The 24,527-nt window shown below is 75.0% G+C and carries 17 protein-coding genes and 1 pseudogene; 14 read left to right on the top strand and 4 right to left on the bottom strand.

Annotated elements, in window-relative coordinates; genetic code table 11:
* The first annotated feature begins 293 nt into the window (after positions 1-293).
* From PUR71_RS38485 to PUR71_RS38475, 3 genes are all read left to right on the top strand, one after another.
* Positions 294-3,251, top strand: coding sequence for an ATP-binding protein (locus PUR71_RS38485; RefSeq protein ID WP_329931931.1), 2,958 nt, complete (start codon positions 294-296; stop codon positions 3,249-3,251).
* A 270-nt stretch (positions 3,252-3,521) separates the two neighbouring features.
* Positions 3,522-3,941: a VOC family protein gene (locus PUR71_RS38480; protein WP_329931930.1), complete on the top strand. Its 420-nt coding sequence runs from the start codon at positions 3,522-3,524 to the stop codon at positions 3,939-3,941.
* A 101-nt stretch (positions 3,942-4,042) separates the two neighbouring features.
* On the top strand, positions 4,043-6,436 hold the full coding sequence (locus PUR71_RS38475; RefSeq protein ID WP_329931929.1) for an excinuclease ABC subunit UvrA: 2,394 nt from the start codon (positions 4,043-4,045) through the stop codon (positions 6,434-6,436).
* Between the two features lie 29 nt (positions 6,437-6,465).
* On the opposite strand, the gene PUR71_RS38470 is transcribed toward PUR71_RS38475, so the two are convergent.
* Both PUR71_RS38470 and PUR71_RS38465 read right to left on the bottom strand, forming a co-directional pair.
* Positions 6,466-6,966: an HPP family protein gene (locus tag PUR71_RS38470; RefSeq protein WP_329931928.1), complete on the bottom strand. Its 501-nt coding sequence runs from the start codon at positions 6,964-6,966 to the stop codon at positions 6,466-6,468.
* A gap of 128 nt (positions 6,967-7,094) precedes the next feature.
* Positions 7,095-7,568, bottom strand: coding sequence for an SsgA family sporulation/cell division regulator (locus PUR71_RS38465; RefSeq protein ID WP_329931927.1), 474 nt, complete (start codon positions 7,566-7,568; stop codon positions 7,095-7,097).
* 334 nt (positions 7,569-7,902) lie between these two features.
* On the opposite strand from PUR71_RS38465, the gene PUR71_RS38460 reads away from it, so the two are divergent.
* The 3 genes from PUR71_RS38460 to PUR71_RS38450 all read left to right on the top strand — a co-directional run bounded on the left by PUR71_RS38460 (position 7,903) and on the right by PUR71_RS38450 (position 10,425).
* Positions 7,903-8,934 (top strand): hypothetical protein, encoded by a 1,032-nt coding sequence (locus PUR71_RS38460; RefSeq protein ID WP_329931926.1) that lies wholly within the window; start codon positions 7,903-7,905, stop codon positions 8,932-8,934.
* A gap of 443 nt (positions 8,935-9,377) precedes the next feature.
* The gene (locus tag PUR71_RS38455) at positions 9,378-9,623 is read left to right on the top strand and encodes a hypothetical protein (RefSeq protein WP_329931925.1); all 246 of its coding nucleotides are present in this window, start codon (positions 9,378-9,380) and stop codon (positions 9,621-9,623) included.
* Between the two features lie 169 nt (positions 9,624-9,792).
* Positions 9,793-10,425 carry a DUF6461 domain-containing protein gene (locus PUR71_RS38450; protein ID WP_329931924.1) on the top strand — a complete coding sequence of 211 codons (633 nt, stop codon included), beginning with the start codon at positions 9,793-9,795 and terminating at the stop codon, positions 10,423-10,425.
* Between the two features lie 17 nt (positions 10,426-10,442).
* Here the strand turns inward: PUR71_RS38450 and PUR71_RS38445 are convergent, their stop codons facing one another.
* Complete coding sequence (locus PUR71_RS38445; protein ID WP_329932047.1) at positions 10,443-10,952, bottom strand: carboxymuconolactone decarboxylase family protein; 510 nt, start codon at positions 10,950-10,952, stop codon at positions 10,443-10,445.
* Positions 10,953-11,747: 795 nt separating this feature from the next.
* On the opposite strand from PUR71_RS38445, the gene PUR71_RS38440 reads away from it, so the two are divergent.
* Positions 11,748-14,690 carry an AfsR/SARP family transcriptional regulator gene (locus tag PUR71_RS38440; protein WP_329931923.1) on the top strand — a complete coding sequence of 981 codons (2,943 nt, stop codon included), beginning with the start codon at positions 11,748-11,750 and terminating at the stop codon, positions 14,688-14,690.
* 81 nt (positions 14,691-14,771) lie between these two features.
* Here PUR71_RS38440 and PUR71_RS38435 read toward each other — a convergent pair whose 3' ends face one another.
* The gene (locus PUR71_RS38435; RefSeq protein WP_329931922.1) at positions 14,772-16,814 is read right to left on the bottom strand and encodes a serine/threonine protein kinase; all 2,043 of its coding nucleotides are present in this window, start codon (positions 16,812-16,814) and stop codon (positions 14,772-14,774) included.
* Between the two features lie 387 nt (positions 16,815-17,201).
* Here PUR71_RS38435 and PUR71_RS38430 point away from each other — a divergent pair, with 387 nt between their 5' ends.
* The 7 genes and pseudogenes from PUR71_RS38430 (at position 17,202) to PUR71_RS38400 (ending at position 24,477) form a co-directional block, all read left to right on the top strand.
* A complete protein-coding gene (locus tag PUR71_RS38430) occupies positions 17,202-18,320 on the top strand; it encodes a basic secretory protein-like protein (RefSeq protein ID WP_329931921.1) in 1,119 nt (372 codons plus the stop codon).
* A gap of 259 nt (positions 18,321-18,579) precedes the next feature.
* Complete coding sequence (locus PUR71_RS38425; RefSeq protein ID WP_329931920.1) at positions 18,580-20,148, top strand: alpha/beta hydrolase; 1,569 nt, start codon at positions 18,580-18,582, stop codon at positions 20,146-20,148.
* A gap of 68 nt (positions 20,149-20,216) precedes the next feature.
* Complete coding sequence (locus tag PUR71_RS38420) at positions 20,217-20,822, top strand: mycothiol-dependent nitroreductase Rv2466c family protein (protein ID WP_329931919.1); 606 nt, start codon at positions 20,217-20,219, stop codon at positions 20,820-20,822.
* Positions 20,823-20,934: 112 nt separating this feature from the next.
* The gene (gene ftsH / locus PUR71_RS38415) at positions 20,935-22,980 is read left to right on the top strand and encodes an ATP-dependent zinc metalloprotease FtsH (protein ID WP_329931918.1); all 2,046 of its coding nucleotides are present in this window, start codon (positions 20,935-20,937) and stop codon (positions 22,978-22,980) included.
* Positions 22,981-23,027: 47 nt separating this feature from the next.
* Positions 23,028-23,208: pseudogene (locus PUR71_RS38410) on the top strand (ADP-ribosylglycohydrolase family protein); the annotation flags it as partial.
* A gap of 22 nt (positions 23,209-23,230) precedes the next feature.
* Positions 23,231-23,707, top strand: a complete 477-nt coding sequence (locus PUR71_RS38405) for an SAM-dependent methyltransferase (RefSeq protein ID WP_329931917.1) — start codon at positions 23,231-23,233, stop codon at positions 23,705-23,707.
* On the top strand, positions 23,707-24,477 hold the full coding sequence (locus PUR71_RS38400) for an SDR family NAD(P)-dependent oxidoreductase (RefSeq protein WP_329931916.1): 771 nt from the start codon (positions 23,707-23,709) through the stop codon (positions 24,475-24,477). Before PUR71_RS38405 ends, PUR71_RS38400 begins: the two co-directional genes overlap by 1 nt.
* Positions 24,478-24,527: the final 50 nt, after the last annotated feature.

The following is a 24,527-nucleotide window of genomic DNA, read 5'->3' as shown; positions in this document are numbered from 1 at the left end:
GTCCGTGACGGCGGCGAGTTGGTCGCGATCTTTGAGGAGGGGCGTCAGGCGTTCGGAACTCGGGGCCCGGCGGACGGCGATCCGTGCAGGGACCTGGTGCCCGACCACCGGCATTTGGCAAGCCCCCACCTGCGAGGCGGCGGCGGAACGTGCGCTCGATCGCCGGGCCTGTCCATGAGCCGGTGCGCCGGTTGGGTCGGTACGGTGGCCGGGAGCGTTGCTCGGTGTCCGCACCACTGTCATGATCACGTGGGCGGGGGCAGCGCGGGCGTGAGCGTGAGGGGCTGGAGCCGATGGGCATGACGTTCGGGGTGCTGGGTCCGCTGGTGGTCGCCGTGGACTCGGAGCCGCAGGCGTTGCCCCGGGCGGCGGTGCTGCGCGGGCTGCTGGGGGCGCTGCTGCTCGCCGAGGGCGAGCGGCTGTCGGCCGGGCGGCTGCTGGAGCTCGTGTGGGCCGGGCAGGCCGACCGGGTCGGCCGGGGCGCCGTGCACACCGGGGTGTCCCGGCTGCGCGGGTGGCTCGGGACCTTCGGGGACGACGCCGTGGTGCTGGACTCCGACGGCGAGGGCTACCGGCTGGCGCTCCGCCCCGAGGCCGTCGACCTCGGGCGCTTCCGTCTCCTGGCCGCCGACGGGGACCACGCCGCCGCGCTCGACCTGCGGCGAGGCCCGGTGCTGGCCGGGCTGGACCGGATCAACCGCGAGGACCCGCTGGTGACGGCCGTCGAGGAGACCGTCCGCTCCACCGCCCTCGCCCTCGCCGCGACCGCCGCCCCCGGCTGCGCCCTCCCGGCCGTCACGGCGCTCGCCGAGGAGCACCCCTTCGACGAGCCCGTGCAGGCCGCCCTCCTCGAACTGCTCGCCGCCGACGGCCGCCCCGCCGAGGCACTGCGCCGCTTCCAGGCGCTGCGCCGGCGGCTGGCCGAGGAGCTCGGGATCGAGCCGGGCGAGCAGGTCCAGCGCGTCTTCCTCACCCTGTTGGCCCGCGACCACGAGGGCGCCCGCCCGGTCCGCGCGCCGAGTCAACTCCCCTCCGACCTGCCGGACTTCACCGGCCGCGAGGAGCATCTGAGGCTGATCCTCACCGCCCTCGCCGACGGCCGCGTGCCGGTGGTCTCGGGCATGGGCGGCATCGGCAAGACGGCCCTCGCCGTCCACGCCGCCCACCGCGCCGCCGCCGACTACCCCGACGGCCGGCTGTACGCGGACCTGCGCGGCGCCGACGACGAACCGGCCGACCCCGCCCGCGTCCTCGCCGCCTTCCTGCGCGCCCTCGGCGCCGACGCCCGGGAGATCCCCGAGTCCCTCGACGAACGCGCCGCCCACTACCGCACCCTGCTCACCGGCCGCCGCGTCCTCGTCGTCCTGGACAACGCCGCCGGGGAGGCCCAGCTCCGGCCCCTGCTCCCCGGCGCCGCCGGGGCGGCGGAGGGCGGGCCGGCCGCCCTCGTCACCAGCCGCGCCGTCCTCACCGCCCTGCCCGGCGCCCGCCTCGTCGACCTCGGCGAGTTCGACCCCGCCCACGCCGAGACGCTGCTGCGCCACATCGTCGGCGACGCCAGGGTGGCGGCCGAACCCGTCGCCGCCGGGCAGATCGCCGACCTGTGCGGTGGCATGCCGCTCGCCGTCCGCATCGCCGGCGCCCGCCTGGCCGCCCGCCCCCGCTGGAGCCTCGCCCGCCTCGCCGAGCTGCTGCGCGACGAGCGCCGCCGCCTCGACGAGCTCGCCGCCGGCGACCTCGCCGTGCGCGCGGGCTTCGCCGTCGGCTACACCCGGCTGTCCGAGCCCACCCGCCGCACCTTCCGCCTGCTCGGTCTGCTCGACGCCCCCGACTTCGCCCCCTGGGCCGCCGCCGCCCTCGCCGACGTCCCGCTGGAGGAGGCCGAGCGGCAGCTGGAGGAGCTCATCGACGCGCAGCTCCTCCAGGAGACCGGCGCCGAGCCCCACCTGCGCTATCGCTTCCACGACCTCGTCCGCCTCTACGCCCGCGAGCACGCCCAGGCCACCGACACCCCCGCCGACCGCGCCGACGCCCTCGAACGGGCCTTCGGCGCCTGGCTCTGGCTCGCCGAACAGGCAGCCGACCAGGTGCCGGGCCCCTGCTTCGCCGCCATCCACGGCCCCGCCCCGCGCCGCCCGCTGCCCGACGGCCCCGCCGCCCGGCTGCTCGACGACCCCCTCGCCTGGTTCGACGTCGAGCAGCCCGCGCTCAACGCCTGCGCCCGGCAGGCCGCCGCGCTGCGCCTCGTCCCGACCGCCTGGGACCTCGCCGCCTGCCAGGAGAAGTACTGCGACGTCCGCGGCCTCTACGACGACTGGCGCACCACCAACCTCGCCGTCCTCCAGGTCTGCCGGGCGGCTGGCGACGTCGTCGGCACGGCCGTGCTCACCCGCGGCCTCGTCGAGGTGACCACCTGGGCGACCCCGGCCGACGGCACCGAGACGATGGTCGCGCTGGACGGCCGCGCGCGGCAGCTGCTCGACCTGTTCGAGCAGGTCGGCGAGCCGCGCGGCGCCGCCGACGCCCTCGTCCTGCTCGCCTGGAGCCTGGTCGCCCAGGGGCGCGCCCGCGACGCGCTGGACGCCGCCCGCCGCGCGCTGGACCTCGCCGCCGCCCACGACCACCCCGGCGGGGTGGCCAAGGCGCACCAGATCATCGCCGTCGCCCACGGCGAGACCGACCTCGCCCGCACCATCGAGCACCTCACCGAGACGCTGCGCCTGGCGCGCATGATCGGCAACGTCCGCTTCGAGGCCACCGCGATCCAGTTCCTCGGCGCCGCCCACGGCCGCGCGGGCGACGTCGAGCACGGGCGCAACCTGCTCACCAGCTCGCTCGCGATGGCCCGCTCGCTCGGCGACAGCTACGCGGAGGCGTTCTCCCTGCTCTACCTGGCCACGCTCCACGCGGCGACCGGCGACGGCCGGGCGCGGGAGACGGCGGAGGCGGCGCTGGCCATCGCGCGGCGCTTCGAGCTGGGCCACCACCTCGCCCAAGCCCTGGGCATCCTGGGCGAGTTGGACCTCGCGGAGGGGCGCCACGACGCGGCCGTCGCGCACCTGGAGGAGTCCGTGCTGTTCTGGCGGGTCCGTGGCTGGCGCTCGTTCCTCGCCGAGGCGCTGCGGGCGCTCGGGCGCGCGTACGAGGCGGCGGGCCTGGACGCGCCCGCCGAGCGCGTGCGGCGCGAGGCACGGGAGCTGGGCGAGGGACCGGCGAACGGCGACGCGGACGCGCTGTCGCACGACGGGTGAGACGCGGCCGGCGGGTGAGACGCGCCGGCGGGTGCGGTACGCCGACGGGTGCGGTGCAGCGGGGGTGCGGTGCAGCGGGCGGTACACACCCGCGGCCGGGTCCGTCCCCTGCGCGGACCCGGCCGTCCCCCCATGCGGGTGTGTGCATCGAACGTAGGCAGCGGCCTCTTACCGATCGCTTACGGCTTCGACAGGCGCCCGAAAAACCGGCTCCGGACCGATCAGGATCGGAGAAGCCCGGGCCCGGCGCCCGCGCCTAGCCTGGCGGACATGGAGACCAACGACCTCAGCATCCACTGGACCTTCCTCCCCCACACCGACCCCGACGCCTCGCTCGCGTTCTACCGCGACCTCCTCGGCTTCGAGGTCCGCAACGACGTCGGCCAGGGCACGATGCGCTGGATCACCCTCGGCCCCGCCGGCAGCCCCGGCACCTCCGTCGTCCTGGAGCCCCCGGCCATGGACCCCGGCATCACCGAGGACGAGCGCCGCACCGTCACCGAGATGATGGCCAAGGGCACCTACGCCCGCCTCACCCTCGCCTCCGCCGACCTCGACGGCGTCTTCGACCGGCTGACCGCCGGCGGCGCCGAACTCGTCCAGGAGCCGACGAAGCAGCCCTACGGCGTCCGCGACTGCGCCTTCCGGGACCCGGCGGGCAACCTGATCCGCATCAACGAGCTCGGCTAGCCGCGCCCCCGGCAGCAGCCGCGCTCCCGCCCGCCCGGTGCGGTTGGATGGAACGACCGCACCGGGCGGCCCCGCCCGACAGATCCGGAGAGACGACGACCATGGCCAAGAGGACGGACGCGCACGTGCCGGTGCCGCACGACGCCGACAGCCACGACATGATCCGCGTGCTCGGTGCGCGCGAGCACAACCTCAAGGACGTCAGCGTCGAGATCCCCAAGCGCCGGCTGACGGTGTTCACCGGCGTCTCCGGCTCGGGCAAGAGCTCGCTGGTGTTCGACACCATCGCCGCCGAGTCGCAGCGGCTGATCAACGAGACCTACAGCGCTTTCGTCCAGGGCTTCATGCCGTCGCTGTCGCGCCCCGACGTCGACGTCCTCGACGGGCTGACCACCGCGATCATCGTCGACCAGCAGCGGATGGGCGCCGACCCGCGCTCCACCGTCGGCACCGCGACCGACGCCAACGCGATGCTGCGGATCCTGTTCAGCCGGCTCGGCGAGCCGCACATCGGCTCGCCCAAGGCGTACTCCTTCAACGTCCCCTCGGTCAGCGGCGCGGGCGCCGTCACCGTCGAGCGCGGCGGCCGGACGGTCAAGGAGCGCCGCTCGTTCAGCGTCACCGGCGGCATGTGCCCGCGCTGCGAGGGCCGCGGGAGCGTCTCCGACATCGACCTCGCGCAGCTCTTCGACGCCACCAAGTCGCTCGCCGAAGGTGCGCTCACCATCCCCGGCTACACGCCCGGCGGCTGGAATCACCGCCTCTACAGCGAGTCCGGCTTCTACGACCCGGAGAAGCCGATCCGCACGTACACGAAGAAGGAACTGCACGACTTCCTGTACCGGGAGCCGGTCCGGATGAAGATCGCGGGCATCAACATGACCTACGAGGGTCTGATCCCGCGGATCCAGAAGTCCTACCTGGCCAAGGACAAGGAGGCGATGCAGCCGCACATCCGGGCCTTCGTCGACCGCGCGGTCGCCTTCACCACGTGCCCCGACTGCGACGGCACCCGGCTCACCGAGGCGGCCCGCTCGTCGAGGATCGGGAAGATCAGCATCGCCGACGCGTGCGCCATGCAGATCAGCGACCTGGCGGCCTGGGTGCACGGGCTCGACGAGCCGTCGGTGGCGCCGCTGCTGACGAGCCTCCGCGAGGCGCTCGACTCGTTCGTGGAGATCGGCCTCGGCTACCTCTCGCTCGACCGCCCCTGCGGCACGCTCTCCGGCGGCGAGGCGCAGCGCGTCAAGATGGTCCGCCACCTCGGCTCCTCGCTCACCGACGTCACGTACGTGTTCGACGAGCCCACGGTGGGCCTGCACCCGCACGACATCCAGCGGATGAACGGGCTGCTGCTGCGCCTGCGCGACAAGGGCAACACGGTGCTCGTCGTCGAGCACAAGCCGGAGACGATCGCGATCGCCGACCACGTCGTCGACCTCGGCCCCGGGGCGGGCGGCGCCGGCGGCACGGTCTGCTTCGAGGGGACGGTCGAGGGCCTGCGGGCGGGCGGCACGATCACCGGGCGCCACCTCGACGACCGGGCCCAGGTGAAGAAGACGGTGCGCACGCCGACCGGCAGGCTGTCGATCCGCGGCGCGTGCACCCACAACCTGCGCGACGTCGACGTGGACATCCCGCTCGGTGTGCTCGCCGTCGTCACGGGCGTGGCCGGCTCCGGCAAGAGCTCGCTCGTGCACGGCTCGCTCCCACGACAGTCGGGGGCCGAGGGCGTGGTCCGCGTCGACCAGGCCCCGATCCGCGGCTCGCGGCGCAGCAACCCGGCGACGTACACGGGCCTGCTCGAACCGGTCCGCAAGGCCTTCGCCAAGGCCAACGGCGTGAAGCCGGCCCTGTTCAGCGCCAACTCCGAGGGCGCCTGCCCGACCTGCAACGGCGCGGGCGTGGTCTACACGGACCTGGCGATGATGGCCGGCGTCGCGAGCGTGTGCGAGGACTGCGAGGGCAAGCGCTACCAGGCGTCGGTGCTGGAGTACCGCCTCGGCGGGCGCGACATCAGCGAGGTGCTGGCGATGCCGGTGACGGAGGCCGAGGAGTTCTTCCGCGAGGGCGAGGCCCGCATCCCGGCCGCGCACGCGATCGTGAGCCGGCTCGTGGACGTCGGCCTCGGCTACCTGAGCCTCGGCCAGCCACTCACCACGCTCTCCGGCGGCGAGCGCCAGCGCCTCAAGCTCGCGACGCACATGGCCGACAAGGGCGGCGTGTACGTCCTCGACGAGCCGACGACCGGCCTGCACCTGGCCGACGTCGAGCAGTTGCTCGGTCTGCTCGACCGCCTGGTCGACGCGGGCAAGTCGGTCATCGTCGTCGAGCACCACCAGGCGGTCATGGCGCACGCGGACTGGATCGTCGATCTCGGCCCGGGCGCCGGACACGACGGCGGGCGGATCGTCTTCGAGGGCACCCCGGCCGAGCTGGTCGCCAAGCGGCACACCGTCACCGGGGTGCACCTCGCGGCGTACGTGGGCGCCTGAGGGGCCCGGCCCGGTCCGAAGGAGACGCCCTACCGGGGGACGGCCCACCAGGCGACCGGGTAGCGCACCGGGTGGCCGCCGATCCGGCCCGGGAGCAGGCCGATCGCCACCAGCAGGACGGTGGCCAGCGCGAGCAGGGGCAGGAACGGCAGCGGGTGCGGCGCCTGGAGCACCACGATGACGGCGGTGGCGGCGGCGGGCGAGTGCGAGAGGTGCGTGAGCAGCATCACGCCGAGCGAGATCCCGGCGGCCACCGCCGCGCCCCACCCGGTACTGCCGGTGACGGCGAGCGTGGCGTAACCGATCAGCGCGGAGACCAGCTGGCCGCCGACGAGGTTGCGGGGCTGCGAGATCGGCAGCCCGGGTGCGCCGTGGACCAGCGCGGCGCTCGCGGCCAGCGGCGGGATGAGCAGCGGCTGGTGCAGCAGGACCCCGGTCCCGACCAGGAGGAGCAGGGCCGCGATGGCGAAGGCGGTGGCCCTCAGCACGTGCAGCGGGTGCGGCCTGGCGGCGGACGGGGGTCTGGGCATGCGGGAGCTCCGGGTGAAGGGCGGTGGAACGGCAGCGCCTTCCACAAAACGTTGATTTTCTGATCGCCATCGTGCCCCGCGGGGGCCCCGGTGGCCCCGGCGTTCCGGCATCCGGACGGCGGGTCCCGTCAGATGAGCGGCGGCTCCTCGGTCTCGAACAGGCGCAGGATCAGGTCGTCGACGTCGAGGTGGAGCGTCTCGGTGCCGTAGGGCACGACGTGCTCGGTCGCGTCGAGGAAGGTCTGGACGAGGGCGGCGGGCGCGCGCAGGACGGCCGTCGTGTCGTCGGCGCTGAGCGCGATGAAGAGCGTCGCGGAGGCGGGGCCGGTGCCGCGGTGGACGGTGACGTCGCCGAGGCCGGCCCAGCCGGTGAGGCCGGTGGCGAGGAGTTCGCGGGCGAAGATCCAGGTGATCGGCTCGTCGAGGTCGATGTGGGTGTCGAGGCTCACCGCGTACGGGTCCTCCCGACGGTAGCGCAGCCGGGCGGGGAGGGCGACGAGGAGGCCGGGGCAGGCGACCGCCTCCAGGTCGATGTACAGCGCCAACTCGTCGCCGGCGCAGGCGTTCTCCTCCGGGGCGCCGGGCAACTCGTGTTCGCTCATGGGCTCTTCCTGTTCTCTTCCTCGGGGGTTCCGGGGGGTGGTGGGATGTCTTCAGGGGAGCAGAATCGTTTTTTCTCGGTCGGCTTCGGCGGTGGGGCGGTGCAGGGGTACGGAGTTGCGGCGGTGCGGTGCGACGTTACGGCTTCGGCGTGCGGGGCTTCCGGCTGGAGAACGAGCCGGCCCGTCCCGGGTAACCGTCCGCGACGATATTCGGGCGACGGCGCCCTGTCCCGGCCTGCGGCATTGCGGTTCGGTCTCCGTGGGGGCGGAATTGTGCATGATCGCTCCGTTGGTGTCAGAGTGTCACCGTCTTCTTTTCCGATCGGGGGGTTCGATGACAGCGGGGGACGGGTCCGATCTCGTCGCCATGGTGGTCGAGGCGCTGGTGCAGTCCGCTTCGCACACGGTGGGCGCGGCCGGGGCCGCGCTCGGCGGCGAGGCGGTCGCGCGCGTGCGGGACTCGCTGCGCCGGTGGCCGCAGTGGGCGAACGCCCTCGACCGGGTGGAGGCCAACCCCGGCGACCAGCAGGCCCAGTGGGACCTGGCCGTCGCGGTGGGCCAACTGCTCGCCGGCGACGCGGGTCTGGCGGCCAATCTGCGGGCCCGGCTCTCCGTCGCCATGACCGCGCCGCCGCCGATGGCCGGGGCTCCGATGTCCCCGGCGGCCCCGGCGTGGCAGGGCGGCGACGGCGGCGACTGGCCCGGGTACGGCCCCGGAACGGTCCAGGGGACGTCGGCCCGGCGCAGCCGCGCCTGGGCGGTGACCGGCGGGGTCATCGTGCTCGCCGTGATCGCGACGCTGACCGGGCTCGGTCTCTACCTCGGCTCCGGCCCGGACGGCCCGAAGCCGCTGGCCAACCTGGACCAGGTGAAGTCCGTCCTGCCCGACCTGCACGCCGTACCGGACGGCTGGACCCAGGAGAAGGCGCCCTCCGCCCAGCCCATGGACGCCTGCGGCGGCGACGGCATCGCGCCCGAGCAGGCGGCGCTGTGCCCGCAGGCGGTCGGGACGGGCAGTTCGCGCTTCCACGGCGACAACGGCAAGACCCAGGTGGTGTTCCAGATCATCGCGGGCCCCAGCACGGCGTGGGCCGACAAGATGTACGACTTCGCCAACGCCGGTTCGAGCGCCCTGCCCGAGAAGCCGCCGATGGACGCCCCGAAGGCCGGCGAGCGGTCCGCGATCTCCGTGGACCGCGAGTGCCTGGCCATCCTCGTGGAGTCCGGGAGCAACGTCCTGCGGGTCTCCTACTGCCCGGAGAACCTGAACGCCCCGAACGTGGACGTGGTCAACCGGATCACCCGCATGTTCGCCGCGCGTTCGCAGCAGGCGCAGGACGGCAAGACCCCGGACGCCGCGGCGTAACGACGGCCGGACAGGGGTGGAGCCGAGCGCCCGGCTCCACCCCTGTGTCTGTGGGCCGCTCAGGCCTTCGCACCCGCGACGGTGCCGGCGGCGGGTGCGACCGTCGGCGGGCCCGCGGCCGGTGCGTTCGCCCGAAGCTTCATGCCGTGTCCTCCCGAGGCGCGGCGGGCGCGCGCTCGGCGCCCGTACCACTTCGGTCATCGGCCGTTCGGGTGGCGGCCGTGATCGGGTTGACCCTTTCGGGGGGGCGCGGCCCGTCCGGTACGCGCCCCTCGTCCTGGGGCACGCACCACGCGGGTCCGGCGTTCAGCCGGCGCGGTTGTCCGGGTCCTCGAGCCTCGCGATCACTCGACCGGGTGAGCCGGTGCCGAACCGGCGCGGACGCGGGCGGGCGCGCCCTACGGTCGGAGCCGTCATCCGCCGTTCGGACCGGAAGGAAACCCATGCGCCGTACCGTCGCCGTCCTCCTCGGAGCCTCCGCCCTCCTCGCCGCCGCCGCCCCGGTGGCCGGCGCCGTCACCGCCCCTGCGGCCGCCCCCGCCGCGCCGTCCGCCGGGCGGGACGGCGCGGCCGACCTCAAGCAGGCCGGCGCGCAGGCCGGTGCCCCGCTGTTCGGGATGCTGGGCAGCGCGAGCGCGATGGTCTTCGGGGCCGTCGACGCGCTCAAGGGCGCGGTGAAGCTGCCGTAGGGCGCCGCTTGCGACGGCTCCCCCACCGGCCTGACCCGGGGCGGGAGCCACGCCGTTCCGCCCCCGCGGGGCCCCGCCGTCTCCGGGGAGGTCCGTTTGTCGGTGGGGCGCGCTAGGGTGCCGTCCGGAAGCCCGACCAGGACGGGTCGGTGCGACGGGGGAGGGCGTCATGAGCGACGGCATCCGGTGGCTCGCCGAGGGCGGCGACCGGCTCAGCGGCGTCCTGTTCGCGCGTGGGATCCCGCCGGAGGAGGTGGCCCGGCGGATGGGCGCGTCCGCGCCCGGCGCCGCCGGCCCGGTCAGCGGCGCCGAGGTGTGGGACCTCGACATCGAGACCTACCGGCCCAGCGAGGACGGCGACGGCGTGGTCCGCGTCGGGGCGTCCGGCGGCTGGTCCTTCGCGATCGAGTACGGCGACTCCACCGGCGCCGACCTGCTCACCGAGATAGCGCGCGACGGCGTCGAGGTCGTCCACTACCGCCCCATGGCCGACCACCCGCCCGCCCTGCTCGACTACGCGCGCGACGGCGCCGTCCTGTGCGGGTTCGGCCTCGCCGAGGAGCGCTGGCGCTGGGGCAGCGAGCCGGACCTCCTGCTCCCCGTCCTCGTCGCCGCCGGCGTCCTCCACCCCGACGGCATCACCCGCGCCACCCCCGTGGGCGAGCCCCTCCCCGCCGCCCACCGCCGCACGCTCGGCGCGGTCGAACGCCACTTCGGCCTCAGCCTCCCCCAGGCCGTCCTGGACGGCGCACGCCTCCCGGTGTACGCCGTCCGCGGCACGCCGGACCTGATGCTGCGCTAGGCGCTCCCCACGAGCCGTCACGCCCAGGGGTCGGAGAACGACCTCCCCGGGACGGGCTTGGCGACCAGGGCGATCGCCGTGAAGAAGTTGACCTGCCCGATCGCCAGCGTCAGTGTCGTGAGCGCCGTCTCGTCGTAGTGCCCGGCCACCTCGGCGTACAAGGCGTCCGGCACCCGCTCGCCGCCCCGCGGGGCCGGCTGGAGCACCGCCTCCACCAGGGCGAGCGCGGCCCGCTCGGCCGGGGTGAAGTACGGCGAGTCCCACCACGCCGCCACCGAGTCGATCCGCTCCTGCGTCTCCCCGGCCTTGCGCAGGAAGCCCGTGTGCAGCACGGTCAGGTACGTGCTGCCGGCGATCTGCCCGGCGCGCAGCTGCACCAGGCCGATCGTCGTCCGCGGCACCGACCGGTTGCCGGTGGCCCTGAACAGCGCCGCGGACACCTCCGCCAACTCGGGCACGAGCGCCCCGGGATCCGTCGCCAGCCGCGGCCGCGGCGGGACCTCGGCGGTGATCGGTCGCGGCTCCATCGTCGTGTTCTCGGACATCGTGTTCCCCTCGGTTTCTACGGGCCGTGTCTCGGCGCCTTCACCGACTCGACCCGCCCCGGGGAGGATTCGTGACAGCCGGAGGAGAATTTCATCGACTTCTTCGCGACGTCCGGTGCGCGGCGGAGCGACGCCGGTGCCACGGCGCGGATGCGGGAGAGCACGAACACCCGGTTGTCGGAGCGGAGGTGGCACCACGCGTGGAGGTACGGCGGATCGAGTTCTGAAGCGCCACACCGAGGCCGTCCCCCGGGACTCGCGGTCGGCCGTGGAATCGAGCAGAACAGCGAGCCTGGTGGACGGTGCGCCGGTCGCGACCGCGGTGAGATCGGAGCCGATGCGCCCCCCCCGTGGACCGCGGGCGGCGGCAACCGTCGGGTCTGCTCGGCGAGTCGGTCGAGATCACGATCCGCCGGCGCGGCGCCCAAGGGCGAGAGCGCGCCCCGGGCGAGGACGCCGAGCAGGCTCGCCTCGCGAACGAGCGTGGCGAACGGCGTCGCGGACGGCGGTCTCGTACGGCGTCCCGCCCTCCCGGGGGTCGCCCGCTCCGGGGTGCCCGGACAGCGGGCCCCAGGAGCAGAACGCCCTGGTGGCCGGTGGTGATGACGATGCCCACGCTGTCGGACTCGTTGGTCAAGGGTGTTCCCGTCCCGTTCGTGCCCGTGTGACGGTCCTATCCCGGATCGTCCCCGGGGGCCCCGGTAGGGGTCTGACCAGGGGGAATGCCGGTCGGTATCATGCGGGTGGGGGATTGTCGCGGGGTGGAGGGGATGTCGGTTGGTCGGCGAGGGCGGGAGTTCGGGCGGGCTGCGGTTCGCGGTGCTCGGGCCGCTGCGCTGTTGGCGGGACGGGGCGGAGGTGCCGCTCGGTTCGCCGCAGCAGCAGAGCCTGCTGCTGGCGCTGCTGTTCCGGGCGGGCCGGCACGTGTCGGGGGCGCAGCTGATCGACGACCTGTGGGGTGACGAGCCGCCGGCCAGGGCGACGGGCGTCGTCCGGACGTACGTGCACCGGCTGCGGCGGGTGCTCGGGGCCGAGGCGCTGGCGTCGGTCGGCGGCGGGTACCTGCTGGCCGTCGGCGGCGGGGGCCTGGACACCGCGCGGTGCGAGGAACTGCTGGCCGAGGGCCGGGCCCGGCGCGCCGACGGCCGGAACGCCGACGCGGCCGCCGCGCTGCGCGGCGCGCTCGCGCTGTGGCGCGGCGAGTCGATGCCCGGACTGCCCGGCCCGTACGCGCAGCGCCAGCGCAGGGAGTGGGAGGAGCGGCGGCTCGCCGTCCTGGAGCTGTGCCTGGAGGCGGAGGTCGAGGGCGGCCGGTGCACCGAGTCGGTGGCCGAACTCGCGGCCCTCGTGGAGGAGCACCCGCTGCGCGAGCGGCTCTCGGAGCTGCTGATGCTCGCGCTGTTCCGCTCCGGCCGCCAGGCCGACGCCCTCGCGGCGTACCGGGCGGCGGACCGCCGGCTGCGCGACGAGCTGGGCGTCGGTGCCGGGCCCGGCCTGCGCGACCTGCACGGCCGGATCCTGGCGTCCGACGAGACGCTGTCGGCGACCACCGAGTGGGTGCTCACCGAACCGGACGTCCCGGCCGTCGGAGCCGATCCGGCCTCCACCCTCGTCCCGGCCCAACTCCCGGCGTCTGCAGCGGACTTCACGGGACGTGGCGCGGAGGCCGAGGCGCTGCGCGCCGCCCTGCGGGAGCCGGGCAGCGTGCCGGTGGCCGCCGTTGCGGGCATGGGCGGGGTCGGCAAGACCGCGCTCGCCGTGCACGTCGCCCACGGCCTGGCCGCCGAGTTCCCGGACGGCCAGCTCTACCTCGACCTGCACGGCGCCGACGGCCGCCCCACCCGGCCCGAGGAGGCCCTGGCCGCGTTCCTGCGCTCCTTCGGCGTCGTCGGCGACGCGATCCCGGCCGGCCTCGCCGAACGCTCCGCCCGCTACCGCTCGTTGCTCGCGGGCCGCCGCGTCCTCGTGCTGCTGGACAACGCGCGCGACGCCGAACAGGTCCGCCCGCTGCTGCCGGGCAGCGCCGGCTGCGCCGTCCTCGTCACCAGCCGCACCCGCCTCGGCGCCCTGCCCAACGCGAGGTTCACCGAGCTCCCCGTGCTCCCGGCCGAGGACGCCGTCACCCTGCTCACCCGGGTGGTCGGCGCCGAGCGGGTGGCCGCGCAGGCGGAGGCGGCCGGTGAACTCGTGAGGCTCTGCGGCCAGTTGCCACTCGCCGTGCGGATCCTCGCCGCCCGGCTGGCCTGCCGCCCGACCTGGACGATCACCCGGCTGCTGGAGCAGCTCACCGGCGACCGCTACCGGCTGGACGCGCTGCGCAGCGGCGACCTGGCCGTCGAGTCGTCGTTCCGCTTCGGCTACGACCAGCTGGACGACGAACAGGCGCGCGCCTTCCGGCTGTTGGCCGTCCCCGAGGTGCCCGACCTGTCGCCCGGGGCGGTCGCCGCGGTGCTCGACCTGCCCGAGCCGGACGCCGTCGAGCTCGCCGAGTCGCTGGTGGACTGCTCGATGCTGGAGAGTCACGCCAGCCCCGACCACTACCGCTACCACGACCTGCTGCGGGCCTTCGCCCGGCGGGCCGGCGGGGGCAACGACCCCGACGAGCAGCGGGACGAGCAGCGGGACGCGCTGAGCCGCCTGGTGGACCACCACCACGCGCTGGTGACGGCGGCGCTCGGGGCGTCCGCCGCGCGGCGCGGCTTCGCCGTCGGCTCGTCCCCGGCCGTCGGCGCCCTGGTGAGCCAGTGCGCCAAGCTGCCCGGGCGCGCCGCCGACACCGCACCCGCCCTCGGTCGGCTCGCCGAACTCCTGCTCGGCTGCTGCCTGTTGGCCGACTCCGGGCACGCCACCCGGCCCCTCGGCCATGCCGCCAACGCGCTCCTGCACGCGAGCGTCGAGCAGGGCGACCGCGCCGCCGAGGCCCGCGCCCGGCTCGTCCTCGGCCGGCTGCTGACCGAGGTCGGCTCGGTGCCCTCGGCCCTCGCCGAACTGCTCCGCGCCCGCGACCTGTGCGCCGCCTTCGAACCGGCCCGCCCGCTGCTGGCCCTCGCCCACAGCTCGCTCGCCGCCTGCTTCCTCCAGGCCGGCCGCCCCGACGAGGCCGTGACCGGCTTCTCGGCCGCCGCCTCCGCCTGGGACCGGGCCGGTGACCGCCGCTCGCTGGCCGCCGAACTCCTCAACCTGGCCGGCGCGTTCGCCCGCCAGGGCCGCCACGACGCGGCGCACCGGGTGATCGACCAGTCCCTGGTGATCAGCCACGAGCTCGCCGACCGCGAACTGGAGGCGCTCGCCCGCGACGCCCTCGGCACGATCGCCGACGACCGCGGCGACCTCGCCGAGGCCGCCGCCCACCGCCGCGCCGCCCTCGCCCTCACCGACCCCGCCGACCACCGTCGCACCGGCAGGCTCCTGCTGGGCCTCGCGGGGTCGCTGCGGGCGGCCCGGTGCTGGGAGGAGGCGGTGGAGACGGCGGGCGGGGCCGTCGACGCGCTGACCCTGGACGGCGACCACCGCGGCCGGGGCCTGGCTCTGGCGGCCCTGGGCGACGCGCTGGCGGACAGCCGGACGGACCTGCCGCGGGCCCGCGCGTGCTGGGCGGAGGCGCACGGGATCCTGGCACCGATCGGCTCCCCGGAGGCGGAGCGCCTGGTGCCGCTGCTGGGCGGCGACCACGCGGCGGGGCCGGCCCGCCCGCGCTGGCCGTCCTGGCTGCCGGGGTGAGGTGACGCCCGGGACGTACGGCGAAGGCCGGGCCCGCGGGCCCGGCCTTCGTCCGTTCCTGTGTTTCGTCCGTTCACGTGTTCAGACCGCCGCGACCGCCCACACCTGGTCGGCGCCGCCCGTGCACTGGCCGACGACGGCGGGCACGTTCGGGCCCTTGCCCGTCAGGCACAGCCAGGTCTTCCCGGTGAGCGCCAGCAGGTAACCGCCGGACGTCGGCATGAAGGACCAGACCTGGTTCACGCTGTACGAGGGCGAGGCCCAGATCTGCGCCTGGGACGTCTCGTTGCTGGCGTCCAGGCGGCTCTGGTACCCGGTGGCGCCGTTGTTCAGGAAGTAGCCGCCCCCGTCCTGGCGCGGGACCAGTTGCCAGACGGAGGCGGCGCCGGTGTCGGGGGCCTGGACGACCGGGTTCTGGTTCCGGGTGCCCGAGTTCTGGTCGGTCAGGGCGAGTCCGCGGTTCGTCAGCCGGCCGTACGGCGGGAGCCCGGTCGCCCCCTCCGTCGGCGGCCGGACGGGCGGCTTGGCGGTGTTGGTGTCCGGGGGCGGCGGCGGGGGCGCGGCCGTGTACGGCGGCTTGGGCGCCGTCGTCGTCGGCTTGTCGGACGGCGTCCCCGGCTGGTAACCGCCTTGGTCCCCGCCCGGGTCGCCCGTCCGGTAGCCCGGCACGACCGGGCCCGGGGTGTACGCCGGTCCCGGGGCGACGGCACTGGGCGACGGCGCCGGAACGGCCGGACCGGGGACCGGAGGACGCCCGGGGGCGTTCGACGCGGACGGGGCGTCAGGCAGGCTGCCCGCACTGCCCGCCCTGCCCGTACCGCCCGCGCCGGCGATCCCGCTCTGGCCGCCCACCGGGACCGGCCCCATCGGGGCGCCGGGCGCGGTCGGCAGGGGTGACCCCGGGGCCGTGGGCGCACTAGGCGACGGCGTGCCCGTACCGGTGGGCGCCCGGGAGACGTCCGCGAGCGGGATGACCGTCGGCTGCACGGCCGCCGTCGGCCCGCCGCCGGCGAGTGCGGCGTCGGCCGTCGCCCGGCCGGCGTCCCGGCCGAGGGTGGTGGCCGTGGCGGCGGTGATGGCCGAGCAGAGCGCGAGCACGCCCGCCGCGATCAGCAGCCGGCGGCGCCCCCGCAGCGCCGCCCGCAGCCGACCGGCGGCCGGGCGGGTTCCCGTCGGGGCCGCCGCGGCGACCATGACCGGCCGCGCCGCCGTCCGGATGGCGGTGCCCGAGGGCGCGACCGGCGCCGCGGCCTCCACCGCGTCCACCGGCTCGCCGTCGAGCGCGGCCCGGGCGGCCGCCGCCATGGTGGCGGCGTCCGGCCAGCGTTCGGCGGGGTCCTTCGCCATCGCGCGGGCCACCAGCGCCCGGACCGGGGCCGGGACGTCCGCCGGCAGCGGCGGCACGGGGGTGGTCAGGTGCTTGAGGATGACCTCCAGTGCCGTCTGCCCGTGGTACGGCAGTTGCCCGGACAGGCACTCGTAGAGCACGACGCCGAGCGCGTACAGGTCGGCCGCGGCGCTGACCGCGCCGGTCGAGGCCTGTTCGGGCGCCTGGTAGGCGGCGGTGCCGAGGACCATGCCGGGCACGGTCAGCCGGGTGTCGCAGCCGGGGCGGGCGATGCCGAAGTCGGCGATCACGACGCGTTCCTCGCGGACCATCAGGTTGTCCGGCTTGATGTCCCGGTGGACGACCCCGGCCTCGTGCGCGGCCGTCAGCGCCTCCAGCACCTGGAGGGCCAGGCCGAGCGTCTCGGGGGCGTCGAGGCGCCCGCGCCGCTTCAGGACGTCGCTGAGCGGCTCGCCGTCGATGAGCTCCATGACGAGGTAGGCGATCGGACGCCCGGTGCTGCCCCAGGCGGTCGTCCAGGAGTGGCCGCCGTCGAGCCGGCCGGAACCGAAGTCGTGCACGCCGACGATGCCCGGGTGGCGCAGCCGGGCCATCACCCGGGCCTCCTCGTGGAAGCGCTCCGCGAAGCCCGGTTCGTCCAGCAGCGCGGGCTTCAGGACCTTGACGGCCACCCGGCGCCCGAGGACCTCGTCCTCCGCGAGCCAGACGTCGCCCATCGAACCGCCACCGAGCCACTCGTCCAACCGGTAGCGGTCACCGAGCGTGGTGCCACGCATGATCCTCCTCGACCCCGTACATCGTCGCGTCCCGCCGCCGTGGGCCCGGGCCGGGACCTTCGGTCGCGTTCAAACCGACCCTCTCATCAGCCTATAAACGCCGACTTGACGCGAGCACGGAGGGGTCCGCTGAGCGGTCTGCGGGGCGGGCGGTTCGTTGACGACCTCACCGAGTGTCGATCGCCGCGCGCGCACCTCCGTCAACTCGCCCGCAGGAGCCTCCGGCCGTGCCTCCGTCCACGTCCTCGTCAACGCCTTCGTCCACGTCGGCGTCCACGTCCTCGTCAACGCCTCCGTTGACGGGCCGTCGACGCCGCGTACACCGCCGGGCGGTGGCATGTCCCCGCGGGCCGGTCCACCGGGACCGGCCGGGAGGAGAGCTTCGACATGATCATCCGTCGGGCGGCCGCGGCCGCCGTCCTGTCCGCGACCGTGGTGTCCGGCATGGCCCTCGGCGCCCAGAGCGCGAGTGCGGCCGAGCCGCTGCCGACCAGCGGCGCCGACTACCGCATATCCAGCTACGCGGGCGGCGCCCTGCAGTGGGACAGCACGAACACCGGCGGCAAGGTGCTGATCCGCGACTGGAACCAGTCGTCCGCCCAGCAGGTGTGGACGGTCCGGGACGAGGGCAACGGCACCTGGTCGATCAAGGTGCCCGGCACCAACAACGCGGTCGACCGCGACCGGACCTACAACACCGTCGGCTCCTGGAACGACGTCGGTGCCGCCAACCAGCGCTGGTGGCTGGAGAACACGTCGACGGGCAACGGCCGCGCGTGGCTGCTGCACAGCGTCTCGGACGGCAACCTCTGCCTCACCCGCGGCGCCGACCTCGGCGTCCGGGTGGCCGGCTGCAACGCCGGCGACCCGGCGCAGTCCTGGAACCTCGACAACAACACCGGCACCACCCCGCCCACCGCCGGCCGCCCGGCCATCGACCTGGACTATTCGCAGGCCCCGGACCTCGGCCCGTGGCTGGAGCAGCAGAAGCGGACCGTCGCGGACTACTACCCGCAGATCTCCAACCTCCTCACCGAGGGGGCGTTCCCCGCGCCCACCTACTTCCGGATCATCATGGACCCGGCCCTGAAGGACCACCCCGCCTACGCGACGTACGCCAACGGCGCCAACGAGGTCCACGTCAACATCGACTACACCCGGAACAACCGGGGCGACACCGGCTTCCTGGTGCACGAGGCCGTGCACGTCGCGGTCTGGAACAACCCCCACGGCCCCGACAAGGAGCACTGGTGGGTCGGCGAGGGCCTCGCGGACTGGGTGCGCGACTACAACTTCCAGCCGGGCACCGGCGCCCAGCACTTCGGCCCGAACGACCACTACGACAGCGGCTACCAGGCCACCGCCCGGTTCATCGACTACGTCTCCCACGCCTACGACAAGCCCGACCTGGCGTACCTCGTGAACATGAACCCCGACGACGACGGCATCTGGGCCCGCCTCACCGGCAAGGGCCCCGACCAGCTCTGGAACGAGATGCCCAAGTAGCCCCCGCCGCCGTCCCCGCTGCGCCCCGGCACGAACGGCGTCGCGGCGCAGCGGCGTGCCCGCCCCACCCGGACGGCCGGTGGGACGCCGGGCGGCACGCGCCCCCCGACGGGGGAGCCCGGACGGCGCGCGTGGTCGGGCGCACCTAGGGTGAGCGAACGGGCGCGGGGCGTGTGCGGCCCCGGCGCGCGCCCGTTCGCGCGCCCGTTCGTCCGGGCACCGAAGCGCCGCGTCCGGCCTTTCGAGAGGTGGAGTCCCCATGCACACCGTCGTCCGCGGTGCCGGAGCGCTCGGGCTGAGCGCGCTGCTCCTCGCCTCCTCGGCCGGCTGTCAGGGCGGGGCCGGGACCGTCGCCGAGCCCGCGCCGGCCGCGCCGCTGACGGCGGAGCCCGCGGCGGTCCAGCAGCTCGACTGGCACGCGTGCGGCGCGCCGGACGCCGCGCAGGGCGGCGGCACGCCGCCCGCGGGGGACTGGGAGTGCGCGACGCTCAAGGCCCCGCTGGACTACGCCAAGCCGAACGGCACCACGATCGACCTCGCGCTGATCCGCTCCCGGGCCAAGGACGAGCAGCACCGGATCGGCTCGCTGGTGTTCAACTTCGGTGGCCCCGGCGGCTCGGGCATCACCACGCTGCCGGCGCTGGCGGAGACCTACGCCTCCCTCAACACCCGCTACGACCTGGTGAGCTTCGACCCGCGCGGGGTCGGTGCGAGCGCCGGGGTGAATTGCCTGGACGACAAGGCGATGGACGCCGCCAACGCGATCGACGACACCCCCGAGACCCCGGAGGCCGTCAAGGCGCTCGACGAGAGCACCGCGCAGTTCAACGCGGCCTGCGAGCGCAACTCGGGCGCCGTGCTGCCCTTCGTGGACACCGAGAGCGCCGCCCGCGACATGGACCTCATGCGGCAGGCCCTCGGGGACCAGCAGCTGCACTACTTCGGCATCAGCTACGGCACCCAGCTCGGCGGCGTCTACGCGCACCTGTTCCCGCAGCAGGTCGGCCGCGCCGTGCTGGACTCGGTGGTGGACCCGACGAAGGACCCGGCGCAGTCCTCGCTCGGCCAGGCCAAGGGCTTCCAGCTCGCCCTGGAGGACTTCATGAAGGCCTGCGCCGCCGGTGTGCCGGACTGCCCGACCGGCAGTGGCGGCGCCGACGGCACCGCGAAGGTCACCGGACTCCTGCAGTCGCTGCAGCAGAATCCGCTGCCGACCGACAGCGGGCGCCGGCTGACCGAGAGCCTCGCCGTCACCGGGATCGCGGGCGCCCTGTACAGCCAGGAGACGTGGCCCGCGCTGGCCGCCGGGCTCACCGAGGCGATGCAGCGGGGCACCGGCACGATGCTGCTCCAGCTCGCCGACGGCCTCCTCGGGCGGGACCCGAGCGGCCACTACAACAACCTCAACGCGGCGAACCGGGCGATCAGCTGCGTGGACGCCAAGCAGCGCTACTCGGACCAGGACGTCGAGCAGCAGCTGCCGCAGTTCAAGGAGGCCTCCCCGGTCTTCGGCGCGTTCACCGCGTGGGGCCTGACCGGCTGCACCGGCTGGCCGGTGGCCGGCAGGACCGACCACCCCGAGGTCGCCGCCGCGGGCGCCGCGCCGATCCTGGTGGTCGGCACCACCGGCGACCCGGCCACCCCGGTCGAGGGCGCGCGGACGATGGCGCAGCAGCTGGGCGGGGGCGTGGGCGTCACGGTGACGCTCCAGGGCGAGGGCCACGGCGGGTACAACACCGGCAACCCGTGCCTGAAGACGGTGGTGGACGCCTACCTGCTGGACGGCAAGGTGCCGGCGGACGGCACGGTGTGCGGCCCGAGCGAGTAAGTGGCCCATGCGAACCCGCTCTGATTGGCACTGTCCGGCGGTCCACTCGGCCGCCTAGGCTCCTCTCCATGACCACCAGAGTTGACTTCTACTTCGACCCGATCTGCCCGTTCGCCTGGATCACCTCCCGGTGGATCCTGGAGGTCGAGCGCGAGCGCGAGCTCGACCTGACCTTCCGCGTGATGAGCCTGTCCGTCCTCAACGAGGGCCGCGAGGGCCTGCCCGAGCGTTACCAGCGCCTGCTGACCACGGGCTGGGGCCCGGTCCGGGTCTGCATCGCCGCCGCCGAGCGGTTCGGCGAGCACGTGCTGCGCGACCTGTACACCGCGCTCGGCACCCGTCTGCACGACCAGGACCGCGAGGCCGACGCGACGGTCATCCGGGAGGCGCTCGCCGAGGCCGGCCTGCCGGAGGACCTCGCCGACGCGGCCGGGAGCACCGCGTACGACATCGCGCTGCGCAAGAGCCACCACGAGGGCATGGACCCGGTCGGGGAGGAGGTCGGCACGCCGACCATCCACGTGGACGGCGTCGCGTTCTTCGGCCCGGTGCTGACCGCGATCCCGCGCGGCGAGGACGCGGTGAAGATCTTCGACGGGGTCCGGGCACTGGCCGCGTACCCGAAGTTCTTCGAGCTCAAGCGCACCCGCACGGGCTCGCTCGACTTCTCCTGACCGATCGGGGGAGAGCCTCCCCCTCCCGTCCGGGGCCGTCTCGTCCGACCATGGAGACGGAGGCCCCGGCGGTCACCCCGCCCGGCCGCCTCCGGAGAGGCGGTGAGCGCAGATGACCGGACGGATCCGCCTGCGCGCCACCCGGCACCAGGCCACTCGGGACCAGGCCACCCGGCACCAGGCCACTCGGGACCAGGCCACTCGGGACCAGGCCACCCGGCACCAGGCCACCCGGCACCCGGCCACCCCGCCGGGGCCGTCCTCGTCCGGCGGCCCGGAGCAGGGACCATCCGGGCCGGGCCCGTTCAAGCCCAGGCCGCCGCAGTCCAAGCCCCCGCCGCCCCCGGGTGTCCGCCGCTGGCTGCTGCCCGTCGGCGCCCTGCTGGCGCTGATCCTGCTGCTCGTCGTCCAGGCGCCCGGTCCGGCCGGCACCCGGTACGGGTACTCCGACTTCGTCGGCCGGGTCGACGCCGGCCAGGTCAAGACGGTGAACGTGACCGACACCGGCGGCGTCAGCGGCACCCTCAAGGACGGCACCCGCTTCACCAGCCAGATCCCGACCGCCCTCGACACCACCAGGCTCAGCCAGTCGCTCGCCACCCAGCACGTCGACGTCACCGGCAGCCGCACCGGCGGCAGCTCGATCTGGTCCACCCTGCTGCTGTTCCTGCCGCTGCTGGTCTTCGGCGGGCTCTTCCTGTGGTCCGGCCGGCTCGCCGCCCGCACGATGACCGGCGGCCTGAGCGCGATCGGGCGCTCCCGGGCGAAGATCATCGAGGCCGAGCGGCCCGCCACCGGCTTCGCCGACGTGGCCGGGTACGAGGGCGTGAAGCAGGAGGTCAGCGAGGTCGTCGACTACCTGCGCAGCCCCGGGCGGTACGCCGCCGCCGGGGCCAAGGGACCGCGCGGCGTGATCATGGTCGGGCCGCCGGGCACCGGCAAGACCCTGCTGGCCCGCGCCGTCGCCGGCGAGGCCGAGGTGCCGTTCCTGTCCGTCACCGGCTCCGGCTTCGTCGAGATGTTCGTCGGCGTCGGCGCCTCCCGCGTCCGCGACCTCTTCGACGACGCCCGCAAACGCGCGCCGTCCATCATCTTCATCGACGAGATCGACGCCGTCGGCGGCCGCCGCGCGGGCGGCTCCCGGCTCGGCGGCAACGACGAGCGCGAGCAGACGCTCAACCAACTGCTCGCCGAGATGGACGGCTTCGACCAGAGCACCGGCATCGTCGTCATCGCCGCCACCAACCGGCCCGACGCCCTCGACCCGGCCCTGCTACGCCCCGGCCGCTTCGACCGGCAGGTCACCGTGCCGCTGCCCAACCAGCGCGAGCGGGCCGCCATCCTCGCCGTCCACGTCCGCGGCAAGACCCTCGCCCCGGACGCCGACCTCGACCGCATCGCCCGCGGCACCCCCGGCTTCTCCGGCGCCGACCTCGCCAACCTCGTCAACGAGGCCGCCATCAACGCCGTCCGCGCCGACCGCGCCACCATCACCGCCGACGATCTCGACACCGCCCGCGACCGCGTCCTGCTCGGCCGCCGCGAGTCCTCCAACGCGCTGCTGCCCGAGGAACGGCACGCCGTCGCCGTCCACGAGTCCGGACACGCCCTGATGGCCGCGCTGTGCGAGCACGCCGACCCCGTCGCCAAGGTCACCATCCTCCCGGCCGGCGTCGCCCTCGGCGCCACCGAACAGCTCCCCGAGGCCGAGCGGCACCTGTACAGCGAGAGCTACCTGACCGACCTTCTCACCGTCCAACTTGGCGGAAGGGCAGCCGAGTTGGTCGTCTTCGGCGAGGGCTCGACGGGCGCGGCCAACGACCTCGCCAACGCCACCTCCGTCGCCACCCGGATGGTCCGCGAATTCGGCCTCTCCCCGGACCTCGGCCCGGTCGGCTACGCCTCCGGCTCCCCGCGCTACCTCGGCGAGAGCCCCGAGGACCTGCTCCGCCGCCCCTACTCCGAGGAGACCCAGCGCGCCATCGACGAGGCCGTCGCCGCCCTGCTGCGCCGCGCCGAGCAGCGCGCCATCGGCCTCCTGCGCGAACACCGCCACCACCTGGACGAGTTGGCCGCGCTCCTGGTCGCCCAGGAGACGGTGAACGGTGCGGTGGTGCTCGACATCCTCCGCCACCCGGCGGTCAACCTCCCTGAATGACCGGACGTGACTGGCAGGACCGCGCGGCGGGCGTGGTGATCGGCTCCGCCGTCCGCGCCGCGATCGACCTCGGCGGGGACGCCGACACCGTCGCCGCCGTCACCGGAGGCCTGGACCGAGCCGCTGCACGTGCCGCTGCCCGGGTTCGGCGGGAGGGTGCTGCGGACGCCCGACCTTCTGCTACTCGCCGGTGGGCTCGCCGTCGGAAGCCACTACGATGCCAGGTGATCGCACGACGAACGGGGGGCTCATGGACGTGACTTCGAGGCCGGTGGCGCAGGTCGTCGGCGGGCGGGACGAGGTGGTTGACGACCGCTGGGGCGCGGTCACCGCGATCGTCCGGCTGGACGGCGAGCAGTTCACCGAGGAGGCGCTGTACGGGCTGGCGGACTTCTCCCACCTGGAGATCGTCTACCACTTCGACCGCGTGCCGGTGGAGAAGGTCGAGACCGGCGCCCGCCACCCGCGCGGCAACACCGACTGGCCGCTGGTCGGCATCTTCGCCCAGCGCGGCAAGAACCGGCCCAACCGGCTCGGCGTCTCCCGCTGCCGGCTGCTGCGCGTGGACGGCCTGGACCTGCACGTCGCGGGCCTGGACGCGGTGGCCGGCACGCCGGTGCTCGACATCAAGCCCTACCTGGCCGAGTTCGGCCCGCGCGGCGAGGTGCGCCAGCCCGCCTGGTCGAGCGAGCTCATGCGCGACTACTACGAGGGCGCGGGCCACTGATGGCGGCGACCGAGCGGCTCGCCGTGGTCTCCGGCGGTGGCACCGGCATCGGCCGGGCGATCGCCGCCAGGCTCGCCGCCGACGGGAACCGGGTGGCGATCCTCGGGCGGCGCGCGGCCGTCCTCGACGAGGCCCGGGACGCGATCGAGCGGACCGTCGGGGCGGGCCGGATCCTGCCCGTGCCGGTCGACCTGACCGACCCCGGTGCGGTCGAGGCCGCCGCCGCGCGGATCGCCGAACTCGGCCCGGTGGACGCCCTCGTGAACAACGCGGGCGCCATCGTCACCCCGCCCGCAGACCGCGGCCTCGCCGCCCTCGCGCAGTCCTGGCGCCAGGACCTGGACGGCAACCTGCTCTCCGCCGTCCTCCTCACCACCGCCCTGCAGGACCACCTGCGCAGGCCCGGCGCGCGCCTGGTCGTCATCAGCTCGGCCGCCGCCCAGCGCGGCGGCGCGGGCCCGCACTCGCTCGGCTCGTACGCCGCCGCCAAGGCCGCCCTGCACGGCTGGGCCTTCGGCCTGGCCCGGCAGTTGGGCCCGGACGGGATCACCGTCAACGTCCTCGCGCCCGGCTACGTCGAGGACACCGAGATCTTCGGCGACGGCTGGACGGAGGCCTTCCACGCCCAGAAGGTGGCCGACACCCTGGTGGGCCGCGCCGGCACCCCGGACGACGTGGCCGAGGCGGTCTCCTACCTTGCCTCCCCGGCGGCCGGGTACGTGACCGGGCAGGTCATCGGGCTGAACGGCGGCGCGGTGCTCGGCCGCTGAGCCGATGGGCGACGCCTCCGCTCCCGGAAGCCGGCTGCGTGGCCGGGTCG

The organism is Streptomyces sp. SP17BM10, from assembly GCF_036322405.1.
In the GTDB taxonomy this organism is placed as follows: Bacteria; Actinomycetota; Actinomycetes; order Streptomycetales; family Streptomycetaceae; genus Kitasatospora.
Note: the sequence above shows the minus strand (reverse complement) of the source record. Positions and strands in the feature narration are given on the sequence as shown.